General features: G+C 34.6%; 16 protein-coding genes and 4 pseudogenes. 15 read left to right on the top strand and 5 right to left on the bottom strand.

Features of this window, described 5'->3' with window-relative positions; translation table 11 throughout:
• Window positions 1–73: 73 nt before the first annotated feature.
• From IPI65_10995 to IPI65_10925, 15 genes and pseudogenes are all read left to right on the top strand, one after another.
• Window positions 74–1,205, top strand: a pseudogene (locus IPI65_10995) (DNA adenine methylase).
• Window positions 1,206–1,208: 3 nt separating this feature from the next.
• Window positions 1,209–2,213, top strand: a complete 1,005-nt coding sequence (locus IPI65_10990) for a hypothetical protein (protein ID MBK7442038.1) — start codon at window positions 1,209–1,211, stop codon at window positions 2,211–2,213.
• Entirely contained in the window at window positions 2,183–2,995 is an 813-nt protein-coding gene (locus IPI65_10985; GenBank protein MBK7442037.1) for an AAA family ATPase, read from the top strand. Before IPI65_10990 ends, IPI65_10985 begins: the two co-directional genes overlap by 31 nt.
• Complete coding sequence (locus IPI65_10980; GenBank protein MBK7442036.1) at window positions 2,992–3,771, top strand: TIGR02646 family protein; 780 nt, start codon at window positions 2,992–2,994, stop codon at window positions 3,769–3,771. Before IPI65_10985 ends, IPI65_10980 begins: the two co-directional genes overlap by 4 nt.
• A 501-nt stretch (window positions 3,772–4,272) precedes the next feature.
• A complete protein-coding gene (locus tag IPI65_10975; GenBank protein MBK7442035.1) occupies window positions 4,273–4,521 on the top strand; it encodes a hypothetical protein in 249 nt (82 codons plus the stop codon).
• Between the two features lie 407 nt (window positions 4,522–4,928).
• Window positions 4,929–5,228 carry a hypothetical protein gene (locus IPI65_10970; protein ID MBK7442034.1) on the top strand — a complete coding sequence of 100 codons (300 nt, stop codon included), beginning with the start codon at window positions 4,929–4,931 and terminating at the stop codon, window positions 5,226–5,228.
• Window positions 5,229–5,406: 178 nt separating this feature from the next.
• Window positions 5,407–5,661 carry a hypothetical protein gene (locus tag IPI65_10965; protein ID MBK7442033.1) on the top strand — a complete coding sequence of 85 codons (255 nt, stop codon included), beginning with the start codon at window positions 5,407–5,409 and terminating at the stop codon, window positions 5,659–5,661.
• A gap of 283 nt (window positions 5,662–5,944) precedes the next feature.
• Window positions 5,945–6,223 (top strand): hypothetical protein, encoded by a 279-nt coding sequence (locus tag IPI65_10960; GenBank protein ID MBK7442032.1) that lies wholly within the window; start codon window positions 5,945–5,947, stop codon window positions 6,221–6,223.
• Between the two features lie 284 nt (window positions 6,224–6,507).
• A complete protein-coding gene (locus tag IPI65_10955) occupies window positions 6,508–6,720 on the top strand; it encodes a hypothetical protein (protein ID MBK7442031.1) in 213 nt (70 codons plus the stop codon).
• The gene (locus IPI65_10950; GenBank protein MBK7442030.1) at window positions 6,710–6,946 is read left to right on the top strand and encodes a hypothetical protein; all 237 of its coding nucleotides are present in this window, start codon (window positions 6,710–6,712) and stop codon (window positions 6,944–6,946) included. Before IPI65_10955 ends, IPI65_10950 begins: the two co-directional genes overlap by 11 nt.
• 495 nt (window positions 6,947–7,441) lie before the next feature.
• A complete protein-coding gene (locus IPI65_10945) occupies window positions 7,442–7,588 on the top strand; it encodes a hypothetical protein (protein MBK7442029.1) in 147 nt (48 codons plus the stop codon).
• A gap of 317 nt (window positions 7,589–7,905) precedes the next feature.
• A complete protein-coding gene (locus IPI65_10940; protein ID MBK7442028.1) occupies window positions 7,906–8,133 on the top strand; it encodes a hypothetical protein in 228 nt (75 codons plus the stop codon).
• A 970-nt stretch (window positions 8,134–9,103) separates the two neighbouring features.
• Complete coding sequence (locus IPI65_10935) at window positions 9,104–9,376, top strand: hypothetical protein (protein ID MBK7442027.1); 273 nt, start codon at window positions 9,104–9,106, stop codon at window positions 9,374–9,376.
• Between the two features lie 1,034 nt (window positions 9,377–10,410).
• Complete coding sequence (locus IPI65_10930; GenBank protein MBK7442026.1) at window positions 10,411–10,596, top strand: hypothetical protein; 186 nt, start codon at window positions 10,411–10,413, stop codon at window positions 10,594–10,596.
• Between the two features lie 165 nt (window positions 10,597–10,761).
• Window positions 10,762–11,046, top strand: a complete 285-nt coding sequence (locus IPI65_10925; protein ID MBK7442025.1) for a transposase — start codon at window positions 10,762–10,764, stop codon at window positions 11,044–11,046.
• Between the two features lie 204 nt (window positions 11,047–11,250).
• Here IPI65_10925 and IPI65_10920 read toward each other — a convergent pair.
• The 5 genes and pseudogenes from IPI65_10920 to kdpB form a co-directional block, all read right to left on the bottom strand.
• Window positions 11,251–12,972, bottom strand: a pseudogene (locus IPI65_10920) (HAMP domain-containing protein).
• Between the two features lies 1 nt (window position 12,973).
• Window positions 12,974–14,098, bottom strand: a complete 1,125-nt coding sequence (locus IPI65_10915; GenBank protein MBK7442024.1) for a sensor protein KdpD — start codon at window positions 14,096–14,098, stop codon at window positions 12,974–12,976.
• Window positions 14,099–15,133 (bottom strand): porin, encoded by a 1,035-nt coding sequence (locus tag IPI65_10910; GenBank protein MBK7442023.1) that lies wholly within the window; start codon window positions 15,131–15,133, stop codon window positions 14,099–14,101.
• Between the two features lie 146 nt (window positions 15,134–15,279).
• Window positions 15,280–15,830: pseudogene (locus IPI65_10905) on the bottom strand (K(+)-transporting ATPase subunit C).
• 10 nt (window positions 15,831–15,840) lie between these two features.
• Window positions 15,841–17,871 (bottom strand): annotated as a pseudogene (kdpB, locus tag IPI65_10900) (potassium-transporting ATPase subunit KdpB).
• Window positions 17,872–17,878: the final 7 nt, after the last annotated feature.

The raw sequence follows: 17,878 nt of genomic DNA, 5'->3' as shown, positions 1-17,878 counted from the left end.
AATTCTAGAAGGAAATTTGAAACCTGATTTACTTTCTAAATACGACAGGAGTGTTCCTCATATTATAAAATATATGGGATCAAAAAGAAATATCTTAGATTTTGTTATAGAATCAATTAATGATACATATCGAGAAGGTAAGTTGTGTGACTTATTTGGTGGAACAAGTATTTTATCAGGGGCATTAGGAAAGTTAATTCCTATTCATTCCAACGACATTCAAGAATATTCGGCAATACTGCAAATACATATTTATCGAATTACGAGTGGGATAAATATCCATCAAATATATTAGATGAAATTGTTGAAAAGGCTACTAAATATGTAAAATCCGTCAAAAAAAAATATCCCGATTTTGTTTTTTCCTATTCAGAAAAGAAAACGATAAAAGAATTTGTAGAACTGGAAAAACAACAGCAAGATTTAATGGAATTTAATTTTGGTAATTTATCACACCATCTTTTCATTAAATATTATTCTGGAACTTACTGGTCGTATCAGCAATGCTTATGGATAGATGCACTTCGTAAAGTCGCTGACGAATATAAAAATACACCTTTACATTATGTTATCCTCTAGTCTAATGTTTGCGATGTCATATAATTCTCAAAGTACGGGTCATTATGCACAATATCGTGATGCGACAAACTTGTCATCAAAGACAGACATTCTAATTTATAGACAAAAGGAAATGTTGCCTTATTTCATAAATAAGTTCAAAATATTGCATGGCTATCTTGATAAGAACAATTTAAATCATAAGGTTACATCGTTAGATTATCTTGAATGTCTCGACCAAATTGAACCCAATTCTTTGGTATATGCTGATCCGCCATATGCTTTCGTCCACTATTCAAGATTTTATCATGCGTTGGAAACATTAGTAAAATATGATTATCCAGAAGTTGATTTTAAAGGTCGGTATCAGATCGACATCAATCCCCTTTCTGCAAGAGAACAGAAGTGAAACCTGCTTTTGCAAAAATGTTTGCAAAAATTAAAATTAAGAACTCAAGTTTAATTTTAAGCTATAGCAATACGGGGATGATTAGTTTAGATGAAATTATTGATATTGCTAAAAAGAATCTGGGTAATAATTATGATGTAGACTATAAAGAAGTTGCATATAAACACACATAATGGGTAGAAAAGATGATAAAAGTAGAAGTGTTCAAGAGTATCTTATAATCGCAAAACGCAAATAAGTCATGAGTATTGAAGTTGATTTCAAAAGACAAAGAACATCTTGGACAAAGTATGATATTGTCCAAGTTATGGAAGTGATAGAAAGCTTGCAAATAATAGAAGATTTCAAAAGCAAAAAAGCTATTATTAACGAAGCTATTCTTAAATCTTTTCTTGGAATTAATTCACTTGAAGATCCTATTCCAAGCTATTGGATTGAAATTCAGAATTACCCTAACGAAAAAAAACTCTTTGCTTTATTCGCAACACTTTTTACACATGGGGAAATCGTTGATGAATTCGCCTCGAAGTATTCTACTGGGGATATGAAAGGTGTTTTTAAAATCGAGTCAGGGAAACAATATACAAATATTAGAAGTGCATTAATAGAATCTGGGGCAGCTAAACCTATTTACAGGCGTACACAAGATGTTCCATACGATTTTACTCCAATATTACAGAACACGAATGTCGGTAAACTTTTTAAACAAGTTTTACTTGAGCGCATCTCAAGGTTTACAAATGTTGCAATCGGAGACGATGATTTTTATAGAATATGTTTTTCAAATAATTTCCATAAAGCCCTAAGTATTTCTGAAGATCAATTTAGGTCTTGGCTGGAGGGTGTAATTGACAATGAAAGTAATTATATAGAAAAAGTCGAGATTGCTGACTTCTTTTCGGTTGAAGAAACAAATCTGAATTTCAACAAAGCAAAGGAGATTTATTTCTTAGGAGAAAATGGAGATGGGAAATCTTTAATACTGATGGGAATTTATCTTGCCTTTAACGGAAACTCTATCACCGAAAAGACAGATCTTGAAGGAACGGGAAAAGCCGCAGATATTATAAGAAATAATAAAAACATCAGACTGTCTGGTGTTGATGATAAAGGCCAAGAATACAATCCCAAAAAAGGGAATATTTTGAATAATTTCTTTGCTTATGGAACTCATCGGGAAGATATTCTACTGATAAACCAGAAGAATATGGTTTTATGTCGCTTTTCGATAGCGAGCAAACACTAGTGAATCCCGTTTCATGGTTAAAAGACCAAAAATTATTAGAACTAGAAAAAAATCTTGATGCAAATAATTCAATTGGTGAAATTAAAGAACTACCAAATTCATTCCCTGTCGAACTACTTGAAAAAATGTTTTTCGATTTATTGGAAAAAAATGTTGAAATAAAGATCGAAGGAAGCGGTGTAACTTTTAAGGAGAAAGGAACGATTCTGACATTTGATCAACTATCGGAAGGTTACAAAAGTATCTTAATTTTTGTGTCTGACTTGTTATATAGATTGAATAAAAATGCTGGCGAAGGAAATACGCCTACAGATTTAAAGGGTATAGTTTTATTAGACGAAATTGATTTACACTTACATCCAAAATGGCAAAGAGTAATAATTGGCAAATTGAGAAAACTATTTCCAAATGTTCAGTTTATTTTCACTACTCATAGCCCAACAATCATTCAAGGAGCATCTGAAGATGCAATTATGTTTAGAGTTTATCGAAACAAAGAAGACGGTAAAACGAGAGTGAGTGATCCTTATTTACGCAAAAATTTAGATCATTTGATGATTAACTCACTTCTAACATCTCCGCTATTTGGATTAGATGATTCTAGAATGAATACTGAGGATAATAATTCTGATACAAGTGAAACTTATTTGTTATACAGGATTAATAAAAAACTGGAAGTTGAACTTGAAAAGCAAAAAGCGGCTGGCAAGGGATTCATCAAAGACGATGAAATAGATGAATTAATTCAACGAATTATTAATGATGAATTAGGAAAAAAATGATCAAGCTAGAAAAAGACCTGACAGCAATTCCCGCTTCTCTAATACCTGCGTTTATTGATCTATTTCCAGGACAAGTAAGAGTCCCAATAAAATCCAGAACAACCCATGAAAAAAGGATGTCTGTTATTAATGCGGGAGCATACAATGATACTTCCCCTTTTAATGATAGATATAAGTTGGCCGAAATCCGCAGCGGATTAACTTCAATCTATAAAGGTACATGTGCTTTTTGTGAGCAAAAAGTTGAGCAATATCACGTTGAACATTATAGACCTAAAGCTACTTACTATTGGCTTGCATTCTCTTGGGACAACTTAATGTTATCTTGTCCGACATGTAACCAAAACAAAGGTGTGAATTTTGAATTAGAAGGTACCGCAGTTACTTTTAATAACACTGAAGCTAATTTGCGAAGTATTAATAATAGTTCTGCTAGTTATGATTTAGTTGAGTTGCCAAAAATGGTGAATCCTGAAATAACCGATTCTTCTGGTGAAATTAGATTTCAAGTTAATGGAATTATTGAATCTGATAATGTGAGATTTGCTTATACAATCGAAAAGTGCAAAATTGATAGAAAGGACTTAAACGACAATAGACGGAGTCTTTTAGATAGATTTAGAGAACATTTAAGAGACGTTGCTCTTTCTTATGACAATGACCAAGATAAAAAAATAGCTATTGAAACGACAATAAGAAATTTTGTAATTGACTCTAAAAATTCTGAAATTGAATTCTTGGCCTTAGACGCTATGCCATTTCTTCTGGTTGGCTGAATGATATTGCAAAAGAAATTAACTAACCATTATATTTTGGAAGGTCCTTCGCTCCAAAAGCACATTTGCAATTCGCACAAGCGACTCGCAAACCTAAAATTGCAAAAGAGCTTTCTAACCAACGCACAAAAAACGACAATAACAATGGACAGAAAAACCACGACAGAAAAAACGCCAGCCTGTAACAGCACCTACAAGAAATTGGCGGTTCAGTGGTTAAATGAAGCTTTGTGCTTCGTATCAAGTTCAGTGCTGGCAGACAGTTTTCGTCTCCGAAATCGCCAACTTCTTGTAGCTGCAAAACGTTAGCGGTAATTCAGAACAATATGGGTACTATGAAATGAATCCTTCAACTAATACGGCAAATCGAATGAGACGATTGGAGATTTATTTTATTAACCAAATAAACATAAATTAAATCCAATTTTGTATAGAGAAGCAGAATTAAAAATATGATAGTGAAAAGCAAAAGGAAGCCCTGGTTAAAATGGTTAATCATTTTTGCAATTATTTTTTGCGATTATAGACTTTTATCCTGAATTTAATGTGCCGCAATTTAGGTATACAGGCTCTGATCCAAATCATTTTGTTTGGAATATTGGTTATCCTTTGGCTCTCTTTATTTTTGATAATGAAAATTCTCCCTTTATATTTGCTGGGCCTGTGTTTTTTATTGCTTTACCTATACAAATCTTAATAATAATGGCGGTGCATTTTGCAAGAATTTTAATCAAGAAAAACAACCGCTAACAAGCACATTTGCGCCAGCGGGGCGACGCCATCCTCAGATTAATTTTCGATAACCTAAAACTTCGTATTTTATTAAAGATTTTCGGTTGCCTGACCCGCCGTCGCAAATCTGCATAACGTTAGGCGTAATTAAGAGGACATCAATTTTCATATTATTAATCTGGACATTTTTTTCTTGTTCAAGGACTGCAGACAATACAAATTCTGCGTCGACGACTTGTGACATCTGAGGCCGAATCAAGCCCTGAGACTACAATTTTAAATTTCCTCAAATGGTACAAGGACAATGGGACTAATTTAGCCAGTGACTTAGTTTCGGTAATTCAGGCGCTGAATGGGACTCAACTAAATTTTACGCTAAACTTTCCTGCAACAGAAAATATCTTAAGACGCTAACCGAGACAGGCATGCTTTCAAATAAATATTCGGACAAATGGCGTGACTACTTTAAAAAGTGTGACAAGCAGTTTAAAGATCATCCAGCAAATGACGGACCGCCTGAAGGATTCGAATACGATTTTATCTTATTCAGTCAAGAAGACCCCGGACTTTCTGAGTTGGACAAAATTAATTTTGACGTTCTTAAAAAGGACGCCAATTCTGCTGAAATATTAGTTAATTTCCCTTCGGACTATCATTACAAATATCAATTAAGTAAGCTCGGACAACATTGGACGATCGACGACATTGAACCCGTATTTAAATAAACTACGCCTAACAGCACCGACAAGTTATGCCGCGCATTTCGGTATTGTAAGTTTTGGTGGACTTATACCATTTAACTTCACGGATGGCGGCACAACTTGTAGCTGCAATACGTTACCGGTTATTTCACCGCCACCTATCGGCATTTGCACTTATTAAAAAATGTGCTTACTTTGAGTCTTGCATAAAAGCATCAAAAATGATTTACAAAATCTCTTTTCAGGAAAGGGCGAAGTTAGGTTTGGAGCAACTATCCAAACAATCACCAACTACCTTGCGAAAGGCTCGTCAACAAGCGAAGAAATTAAAGACTTTGAGCTTGTCAAAAAGCAAGAAGCAGAGAAATTAGAATTCTTTATCTCCGAAAATGACCTTTGGAAAAAGGTTGACTTCGACAAATACCTTAGCGAAGGCGCTGAACAAAGACTGCACTGACTTTAGTTCATTTAATAAACAGGAAACATGCAAAATATCTATTGCAGAAAAGGTTTTGTAAATCCAATATTGTTCGCTAATGGCAAAATAATTTTCCAAAAAGACTATTCAGTAGACCATACGAAAATTATCGAATTTGAAATTTTAGTAGCCAACATAAAAAACTGGGAAAGACATTAACTTCGCCTTACAGGGTGTGTTGGATATAATACTTGAAATATGAGAATTACTGCACCTAAAATGGAAATTGAAGAATGAAAAACTTTGGTGTTGGCGTTGTAAAATGGAAATTCCTATGCTTGACGAAGATGAATTTCAAAAGGCCTATCTACTTTATAGAAAAGGAATGAATAATAGTGGGGTCAGTCTAAGCAATAAACCAGAACGATTTAAAGAACTTTTGAAATACTATTTTGAAGTAACAGGTTTTCAGGAAACTGAGCCAAATGCAATAATGCACCACAGAATAGAAAAGTATGGACCACCATGCGAAAGCTGTGGCAAACCATATAGGACAAAACAAGCGACATTCTGTGCTGCATGCGGAGACAAAAGGAATTAACTGCGCCTAATATGGGGTTTGCGTTATTGGGTAAACAGTGCACATAGAAACATTTGTGCAATTAATTAACTTTGGTAATTCAGAAAATTTTCGCTTTTAAAAGCACACGAACGCTAAGCCTGAAACCGTTAGCACCAATTCAAAAACGACAATGACAAAGTGGACAACAATATTCTTGACCGCAACATTGCTGTCACTTAGCCAAAGTAGTTATGGGCAGACGGATAGTACAGTGCATAAAACAATAAGGATTCGCTCGAAAATATTGCATTGATATATTTTATGTGGGCGACGGTTGTCCATTTTGTAATCTTGACCATCCTGAGACAAAATATGGTTTTAAAATAGAATGTGTGGGTTGTAATATGACAAAAGAAATTGAAGACAATAATATAAAAGTGTCACAAAGCCTTGGACAAAAATACGGAAATAGATGGACAGAAGAATATATTCGAAGTTATTGTGAATCAATGGACATAAAAATAATTGACAGGTAACAATAAAAAAAAGCAAACGAATTATAGCTTTGAAATACGATTCTTCGCCAAGCGCCAAAACTTTAGTAACAAGGATAGACGCATTGCCAAGCAAAAACAAACAATGGTTAAAAATATGTCCAAAATAGAGCATGATATTCAAGACAGAAATTCTGTTGCCTGGAAAAAACTTTGCGATTATGTTGAAAAGGTTGCGGCAGAAAACAGTGACGAATTTTCCCCGTAGAAGAGCCTGGAGAAAAATTGTTTGCCCAAATAAACATATTACCGGAGACAATATCAAAACTAAAAAAAGTTAAAAAGGTTTGGCTTTATGGCAGTAAGTTAAAACGTATTCCACCGGAAATTGGTGAAATGGAATTACTTGAATATTTCGATCCATATACTTCATATGAATTAAAATTGGTTTCCTTATGAAATTACAAGGTGTAAAAATCTTAAACACAGCAGAGTAAGCACTAGAGCTTTGGTTGGTAATTGGAAAACAGAATGGAATTTCCCTCATTAAAAGACAATCCAGTTAGGTATTTTAGCGACACTGTAAAATGTTGTGTTTGTGACAAGTCCATGACTTATGAGCAAACAAATCAACTTTGGATTTCGTTAACAGTAGTACTGACATTCTACCTCTACTGGTAAATCTCTGTTCAAAGAATGTGAAAGTAAATTACCTACACCACCAAAAAACTATATTCAATTTGCACACAAAGGTGGTGCAGACTTGAAACAACCACCAGACGAAAACGAAAGTTTTGATTTAGAATTGAATAATCATGCAGACGATCAAAATGATATCGCAAATGCGCAGTCTGACAATAAAGAAAAACGTTGGATAAACCAATTGAGAGAAAAGTATTTCCATTATTAAAACTCATTAAAAAATATGGAAGTGATAAAAATTCTAACCGCACAGCAAGTGTAGAAATTTTTATTAAGTTTGTGAGGAAGATAGTGAAGTGCTTTCAAAACGCAAAGTGTTAAACCGTCAGCAGTCATTAATAAATGAAACGACTTAATATCATATTTACAATATTATTCATGGCTGTCATTGGGCAATTATTCGCGCAAGACACAACTATTTACCTACAGGAGAACGCATCAATGTTTTCAAACAATTATATTTTTATTTAAAAAAACAAATCTGACAACTTTGGGACTTTCATACAATATAGTGGTACTGATGATATGCAATATTGGTATGGAGAAGGTGTATTTACTGAAACAAATCAAAAATATTTTTTGACTTTCGACACAACTAATAATCACAACCGTGTTGAGACAATTTCTTCAACAGGTCACAGTGACACACTTTATATCAAATGGTTTGACTGGAGGGGTGAACAGCAAGAATGGTTCAGTATACGGTTTCAGGACACAATCAGTAATAAAATATTTACCATGCGGACTTTTTAATTGGATTTGTAAAAAATCCCAAAAAACGAATTGACTAGTAAGCATCTATCGCTTTATCCTTTTGGTGGTAACAGAAACATATTTGACTTTTATGTTTCAGACAGCATAGACGAAATAAATATTTTTGTAAATGACCAAATGCGCATGCACACTTTGACAAGAAAACGGAGATATTGAAGAAAATGCAAAGGTTTTACAACAATCGGTATGTTTACAAAAGAAAAATCGACAAATTTATAAAAGGATAGAAATAATGCCTGCTAATATTGGTTTGCCTTTGTTAGCAGGCAGTATAAAAAAAAAATTTGATTAATTAATTAATGATGGTGCTGGGAGACAGTTTTTGGTTTCAAAAGTCGACCATAGCAAAGCCCGAAACCGTCATAACCAATAACCATGACACAAATCGCAATCGGAAATATAATTTTAAATGTTGATGTCAATCCACAGTAGATTATTATATGGATAAGCCGGCTTTTATATGTAATTGTAATGATTGTCAAAATTATTTAGGTCAACTAAAAAAGCATCATAAATGAATTTAAAGGACTTGATAAAGAATTAGGGATTGATTTAACAAAGGATGTTGGTATTGGAAGTGATGAATTAATGCCACATCATTATGAAGACCATTTATTATATGTTGTTCCATATTATGTTATTGAAGTATATTGCCAACTAAAGCATCATCATATGCATTAAATAATCGGATTAATCTTAGATTTCAAACCTACAAATACAATGCAAAAATGCATATAAAAGAAGATGCTTTTGTATGTGGCTAGAAATAAGACTACCGTTGCTTAACAAATAAAATTCGAATCTCATTTTTCGCCAAGTTTTGTGAAGTATAATAAATTTTTGCAACAAAACCACTTATAAGACATCCCTCAATGGTTACTTTCTAATAAATAATCAAACAATGCACCGCAAAACGCAAATGCTGCCTTAAATAGAGTAACTTTGGTAAATGAGAAAAATCAAAATATTCATTATAGTAATAATTACCGGTGTGTTAGCGTCTTGCTCTGAAAAGAAAGTAGATGAAACCGAAACCCTGCCTGAAACCACAACAACTACAGAAACTAAAACAGTTGAAGTAGAAACAAAAGACCCTCAAAAAATCTACCGAAATCATTATTGGCGAAAAAGGTGCGAAAGTGGAAACAAAAATGGTGACAACAAAACCAGCATCGAGATTAAAGACGGGACTACTGAGATTGAGATCAAGAAGAAAGATTAATACTTTTAATTAGCAAATTAGTTGATTAGCAAATTAGCTGATGGGGTTCAGAGGTTAGAGGACAATCATGCTTATAATTGGCTGCTTGCCAATTAGTTGACGTGGAGACACATTAGTTAATTAGCAAATTAGCCGATTAGCAAATTAGCTGATGGGGTTCGGAGGTTAGAGGACAATCGTGCTCAAAATCGGCTGTTCGAACAGCAGTCAACGAGGTTGCCACATTAGCAAATTATCAGGTTTGAAGCACATTGGGCAGACACATGGGTCAGCCCCTACGGAGCTTCGTATGAAATGATTACTCAAAATCGGCTGTTCCATTGGTATCCGCACATTGGGCATTCTCCGGCTGCTCAATTTGCACAGCAGCAATTAATTTTTTATAGCTCCCAACGGAGCTTCGTATGAAAATCTTACTCTAAATCCGGCTGTTCCATTTGCACATTGGTACATCACTGTTGTCCGGTAAAAAATAATAATAAATAAAAAGGGAGCTCCGAAGAACTCCCAATAAGTGTTAGTTTTGATTTGCGACCAAAAACTAAACTTATGCGCAAAGGTACTTTTTTTACCGGACAGCCGGTATTCAATCAACTACTTCTAATACCCGGGCACAAATCGAGCGTTTGTCTAGCATAATGCAAATCGATATTGCAAGAAATTTATGGCATATGACCATTTGATCACGATGTTATGGCTTTTTCAATGCCACCAATTTGCGTGAAATCACTACAGGAATGGGGTTACGGCCTAAATAAACTCCAATCATTTAGGGTTGCTGATACACAAAAATTGCGTTATCAGAAGCAAATCAACGCCGTCCTGCCAAATTCTTCGAAAGTGTGTATCACATGCTTTATGATACCTATTTCGGTTTACCGGACAGCCGCCGTCCATTAAATATCGATGATGACTTATTTTCATCGATTCAACAACATTTAGTCTCTTTAATTCAGTGATGCGCGGTGCCGTCCGCTAAACAAAAATGGAAAAAGAGGTGGTGTTAAAGCGCACTGTGATGATAAATGCCAAACATGATTTACCTGCATTTGTTTTTTAGTGAAGCCAAAGAACATGATTTAACTTTCTTACACCAACTTAAAGTGCCTGATAACTCTACTGTGTTGTTTGATAAAGCCTACACCAATTACAAGCAGTTCGCTGAATGGGGTAATCACGGTATTAGATGGGTAAGCCGACTTAAAAGGATGCTTCTGTAAAAGTGCTGGTGCCGCCCTGTGTCGGAAGCAGCCTATGACTCAGGTGTCCGCTCTGATAATTATGTGGAATTAGGTCGGCCAAGTAATCGAAAAAATCCTTAATTAAAGCCCGAGTAGTTGAATTTTGGGATGAGGAAAAGCAACGCATGTTTCAATTTGTTTGTAATGATTACTAGCGATCCGGAAGTCATTGCAGACTTGTATAAGCGCAGATGGCAAATTGAAACATTATTCAAGCGCATAAAACAACGTTATCCATTAAAATATTTTTTAGGCGATAATCCCAATGCAATAGAAATACAAATATGGGCAACTTTGATATGTGATTTATTAGTGAGAATAATACAAAAAACAGTTAACCAAACAGGAAATAAGCATTGGGCTTATTCTACAATATCAGGCATGATTAGGCAACATCTGATGAACTATTTTAACATTATTGATTTTTAATCGACTCGAAAAATGTTAGCATTTATAACCACCATCACCAACTGTCTTTAACTTCCTAAGGGCTTCACTGAAAAGCAACTATCTGCAGCTAATCAGCACCAACATAGCACATAAGCACATAATTTGTTACCAACGGAGCTCTGAATGAGAATCATACCGAACCGCAGTGCAATTAGTACATCCGCACATTAGCACATCAGCACATTAATTTGCTTTATTCAATACCACTGTAAAAGTGCTCCCAGAACCAAAATCACTTTCAACCGAAATCCCACCCCCTTGGGCTTCTATAAATTCTTTGCTGATTGCTAAACCTAGGCCGGTGCCCTTTTTTTGTTCCGGAACACGGAAGTAGCGATCAAATATTTTATTTAAATATTGAGGGCAATTCCTGGCCTGTATCTTTTACCGTAAAAATAATATGCGATTGTGTTTGTTTAATAAATAAAAAATGCTTGATTGCTCATACGAATAACGTATGGCATTGGAAATTAAATTGGTTAATACCCAGGCAGTTTTATCCTGATCTGCCTGCACTTTATCTATCACTTCATCACAATCAATTTTAATGGTAATATGTTTTTGATCTGCCTGTATTTTAGTTGCATTAATTGCATACATCAAAATTTCTTTCGGGCCGGCCGGAATTATTGCTAATTGTATATTTCCACTTTCAACCTGCGACATATTTAGTAGTTCACCTGTAATTTTAATAATCTGTCGGCATCATCTCTGATACTGTCGAGCAAATTAATCTGGTCATCATTGAGTTTACCGGTTTTTTCGTTTTCCAATAATTGTAAACTCATTTTTATTGATGAAATCGGTGTTTTAAATTCATGTGAAACAGTGGCAATAAAATTGGTTTTCGCATAATCCATTTCCTTATAATTGGTCACGTTTCTTAAAATATTACATGCCCAACCAACCGCGGAACTTGCTCACCTGTTGGCGTTATGTTAATATGCAAGGTTTTCTTTTTCAAAATAACTTTCTTTGTTTTGAGCATAAATTTTTATAGGTGCTTGTTTCGATTTTTCGAAGTGTGTCTTCCTGCATTAAATCCTGAATCAGGGTTCTTATAAGGTCGTTTTTAACGGCCAGGTCAACTCTTCGTTTACCGAGTAAATCGTTTGAACTTAATCCTGAAATTTTTATGGCTTCTTCATTTGCAAACAGAATCACCAAATTTTCATCCAAACCAATAACAGGGTCATGCATATTGTTAATGAGTGTTTCAATACGCGTTTTTTCCATCATTAATTTAGCCAGATTACTATTGTTGTATTCTTCCAGCTTCATAGCCATAGTATTAAACGATTTGGCCAACTGCCCAAATTCGTTATGACTTTCAAAATGAACACGTTCTTTATAATTTTCCGAGGCAATTTGTTTTATACTATCAGTAAGTTCCCGAATTGGATTAGCAATATTTGAAGGCAGGTTAATCAGCAAAATAAAACTAATAATAAAACACAATGTGCCACTAATTGCAATCCACAGCACCGCATTGCCGGCAGTATTAGCTGCCACTTCACTTTTATACTGAATGGCATGCATATTCATATCCATAATCTCAAACAAACTTTGCCGGATTAACAATACAGAAATACTGTCTGTATGATTCGATTTCAGTTTTTCAAATTCAGTCCGCAATTTTTTGGTTACTTCTGCTTCACCAGTTTCAGTAATATTCGCTTCCTGGTTATTTAAATTAAACTCAAAAAGCATAAAACCTGCATCAGTTTGTTCATCCAGCAAATCAAGCATGTTTCGACAATATTGCAAACTGTTATAATTAGCAGTTAATATTTTTTCAGTATCATTTTTTAAAGCGTTGATATTAAAAGCGCCAACTATACCCAATAATAAAATGAGCATAAACAAGGCACCGACTCCTAAATTTAATTTAGTTTTAATTTTCATGTTATGAAAGAATTACAATATCAATATCATTAGACGACAACTTCTTAATAAGTTCATTAAACACATTTGTCGCCAAAATTATTTTTAACAAATTTAAATGTGGTTTCCCGATACAAATTGTGGTGATATTTCGTTCTACAGCCTGTTCTATAATGGCTCTCGATATGGAAATATTTTCCACTTTAATAATTTCCGCCCCCAGTTCTGTAGCTAATTTAAAATTATTAATCAGGTGTCGCTGTTTGTCGAGTGGAATTTTATCCGCTTTTTCCTTAGGCGTTTGAACATATAGCGTATACCATTTACTATTATAATAATTCGCCAGCCTTGCTGTTTTCCGAATTACCGTTTTTGCTGTGAGTTCATTACTGCTGATACAAGCCATAAACCGTTCATGTTTTAATACATTTGATCGGGTTACTTCGGTTTCCACTTTGCGTTCAACCTGCGAGGCAACCTCTTTCAAAGCTAATTCTCTTAATTGAAGGATATGGTCACTTTTAAAAAAATTTTGTAAGGCCAGTTCAATTTTTTCCGCCTGGTAAATTTTTCCTTCTTTAAGTCTTGTAATTAATTCGTCGGCAGTTAAATCAATGTTAACCACTTCATCGGCCTGAGCCAAAACACTATCAGGGACTCTTTCTTTTATCTCAATACCGGTAATGCCTTTAACTTCTTCATTCAAACTTTCTATATGCTGAATATTTAAGGCCGAAATTACGTTTATTCCAGCTGCAAGAATATCCATTACATCTTGCCAGCGTTTTTCATTTTTACTGCCTTCTACATTGGTATGCGCCAGTTCATCAACAATAACAACTTCAGGTCGCAGATTAATAATTGCCTGCACATCCATTTCTTCGAGTTCTTTACCCTTGTAAAATATTTTTCTTCTGGGCACTAAGGGCAGTCCGAGCAATAAGTCGTGTGTTTCTTTTCTGGAATGTGTTTCAATGTAACCGATTTTTACATCGATACCACTTTTCAGTAAAGTATGCGCCTCCTGCAACATACGATATGTTTTACCTACACCGGCGCTCATGCCGATATAGATTTTAAATTTCCCGCGCCTCGATTTTTTAATCAGGTCGAGAAAATGCTGAACGGTGTTTTCTTTATCTGCCATTTAAAATGAAATAGCCAGTGAGCTTGTTATAAAATAATTAGTATTTACCAATTTATCTTCTGCATAAAATATACTGTCCTTACTTTGCAAACCTCTTACTTCCATTCGCCATAACATTAAGTCTGCAATAAGGTAATCCAAATTTACCGAATACCCAAATGTTTGAAATCCATTTGCTGTTCCTGTTGCAATAATCACTTCGTTTTTATCACTATAATATTCAGCTCTTGCTGCTATAGTCATATTTTTTGTAACCGGAATTTTAGCAATCAGCACCGGTGAATACCAAATTTGAGTAAACATAGTGTCCGAATTTTTGTGATTTGCACCAATGTCGAAACCCACCATAAGCTCCAATTTAGGATTCAACTTAAACCATCCGTAAAAATTATGAAAATAACGTATTGTTTTTAAACTGTCGGGCAAATCACTGCCAATAAATGAACTGCTGTTTAATGTTATTTTATCATTAGGTTTATAGGTTAACTGATGACCAAACGCAGGTACATTGTAACCATTAACACGTTGCATACGTTGCCATCCGTTAAGCAATAATCCACTTAAGAACAATTTTTGGCTTTTGTTCGTGTAAGAAATTTTTACACCACTTTCATAATATGGAGAATTTTCTGCCAGTAAACTACGGGTAAGATTCCAACAATCTTTACTTATGGCACTTTCAAACCCAATATGTGAAGGCATAATACCGGCATCAACCCAAATTTCATTTTTTTTACTAATTTTTACACCCACATTAGCTTCATAAATATTTTTGAGTACACCAGGTTCCGCTGCAAGGTTTGCATTAGCATATGTCCCAGCCATCAGGGCAAAATTTGACCGAACTAAATTACTCGTGTAATTATATTTAATTAATCCCAAATTCAAATTTACTTCATTATGTCTGTTATGAGAATAAACAAAAGAAGGCCTTGTATGATTCTCAGGGTTACTAAAGTCATAACCATAATAAACCTCCAAATAGCCCGATAAATTACCTTTATTTGGAATAACCTCTGTTTGAATAGCATTTATAGAATCAACGTTGAGACTGTCCGGTTGTTGATTAAAATTATTTGAAACTAATTCCGCGCCCTGGTCCTGTGCACTTCAGTAAAAATTACATATTATTAAACAACTTATAAACACAACTTTTAAAGTTACTAATCGTTTCATATTAATTATTTTAAATTATCTAATGTTAAATTTAATTTAGTCACATTAATTTTCTCCGGGCCAAATAACCCTAATAAAGGGCGTTCAATAGCATCGTTTACTAAAGTATGTAAAGTTGCCTCATCTACATTTCGAATCTTAGCAATTCTTTTTATTTGGACTTGTGCTGCTTGTACCGAAATATGCGGATCAATTCCGCTTCCACTTGCAGTTACTAGGTCAGCAGGTATGTCTTCTTTTTTTACATCCGGATTATGCACTAAAAAAATGTCTATTCTGGCTTCAACCAAAGCCAAATAATCAGGATTGGTTGGCCTTTATTACTACCACCGGAACCGGCAGCATTATAATTTACAGCTGATGGGCGTGAATAAAAATATTTATCATCCGTAAAACTTTGTCCTACGTTTTGATAATAACCGTTTTCATTTTTCGAAAAGGTTAAATTGTCGGGAGCAATTTTTGCAATTCCCAATAAAGAAAGTGTATAAAAGCCGCAGAAAAACACCAGACAAACAAGTGTTAATCGAATAGCAGGAATTAAATTATTTTTCATTTTTTTTATTTTATATGATTAAAGCAACTACCATATCAATTAATTTAATACCGATAAAAGGCACCAACACTCCTCCTAATCCATATATTAATAAATTTCTACGCAGTAGTGCACTTGCGCCAATCGGTTTATATGCAACGCCTTTTAGTGCCAACGGAATAAGTAATGGGATAATAATTGCATTAAATATTATTGCTGATAAAATTGCACTTTCGGGGCTATATAATTGCATGATATTTAGGCTTTGCAAAGAAGGTATAGCCACAATAAATAAAGCCGGAATAATTGCAAAATATTTTGCCACATCGTTTGCAATACTAAATGTAGTGAGTACTCTGGTCATTAACAATTGTTTTCCAATTTCTACAACCTCAATTAATTTGGTTGGATCATTATCCAAATCAACCATATTGCCTGCTTCTTTGCGGCTTGTGTTCCGCTGTTCATGGCAACACCAACATCGGCCTGTGCTAAAGCGGGTGCATCATTTGTACCATCGCCCATCATGGCAACCAAACGGCCATTTGCCTGTTCGGCGCGAATGTAATTCATTTTATCTTCAGGTTTTGCCTCTGCAATAAAATCATCAACACCGGCTTTTTCAGCAATGTACTTTGCGGTTAAGGGATTGTCGCCTGTTACCATTACAGTTTTGATACCCATTTTATGCAGGCGCTCAAAACGTTCTTTAATACCTGTTTTAATGATATCCTGTAATTCTATTACACCAATAATTTTTTCATTTTCTGCAACAACTAATGGTGTGCCGCCATTACTGGAAATTGTAGTAACGATAGCATGAATATCTTCAGGAAAAATATTGCCTGCACTTTCAGTTAATTTTTTAATTGCATCAAATGCACCTTTTCTGATTCTGGTATTTCCAAAATCAACTCCTGAACTTCTTGTTTCTGCCGTAAATTTTATAAATCGCGGATTTTCCGGATTTAAATCAGTTGTTTTTAATCCAGCCAACTCAATTATTGATTTACCTTCAGGTGTATCATCACTTAACGAACTGAGCACAACCGATTTAATAAAGTGTTTTTCATCTATACCTTTTGCCGGATATAAATGTGTAGCTTTTCGGTTACCAATGGTTATTGTTCCGGTTTTATCCAGCAATAACACATCAATATCACCTGCAGTTTCAACAGCTTTTCCGCTTTTTGTAATTACGTTAGCCCGCAATGCACGGTCCATTCCTGCAATACCAATGGCTGAAAGTAAACCTCCTATGGTAGTTGGAATAAGGCAGACAAACAATGAAATAAATGCAGCAATAGTAATTGGTGTGTTTGCGTAATCGGCAAAAGGTTTTAATGTTACTGTTACTATAATAAATACTAATGTAAATCCGGCTAGTAAAATAGTTAATGCAATTTCGTTTGGTGTTTTCTGGCGGCTGGCACCTTCAACGAGGGCAATCATTTTATCTAAAAAACTTTCACCCGGATCCGTTGTAACACGAACCTGAATACTGTCAGATAAAACTTTAGTTCCGCCGGTAACAGAACTTTTATCACCACCGGCTTCACGAATAACAGGAGCACTTTCACCTGTAATAGCACTTTCATCTATTGTAGCGAGACCCACAACAATTTCACCGTCTATTGGATAATATCTCCGGCTTCACAATAAAACAAATCACCTTTTTTAATTGAGAAGAGGGAATAATTTCCACTTCATCAGAAAATATTTTACCAATACCGGGCATTTTTCGTGCGGGTGTTTCTTCGCGTGTTTTCCTCAAACTGTCTGCTTGGGCTTTGCCTCTTGCTTCTGCAATTGCTTCTGCAAAATTGGCAAACAATAAGGTTAAGAATAATACTAAAAATACAATGCAATTATATATTAAACTTCCCTGTGATTGTTCGCCTGAAATAATCCACAAACAAACACCAAACATGATTGCTGTTCCTATTTCTACAGTAAACATTACAGGATTTCGCAACATCATCTTGGGATTCAATTTTACAAATGCCTGTTTAAAAGCAGATGCAATAATTTCTTTTTGAAATAATGAATTATTCTTTTTCATATCTATA

This window comes from Bacteroidota bacterium (assembly GCA_016706255.1).
GTDB lineage: Bacteria > Bacteroidota > Bacteroidia > Chitinophagales > BACL12 > UBA7236.
The sequence above is the reverse complement of the archived record's forward strand: the minus strand, read 5'-3'. Positions and strand labels throughout refer to the sequence as shown.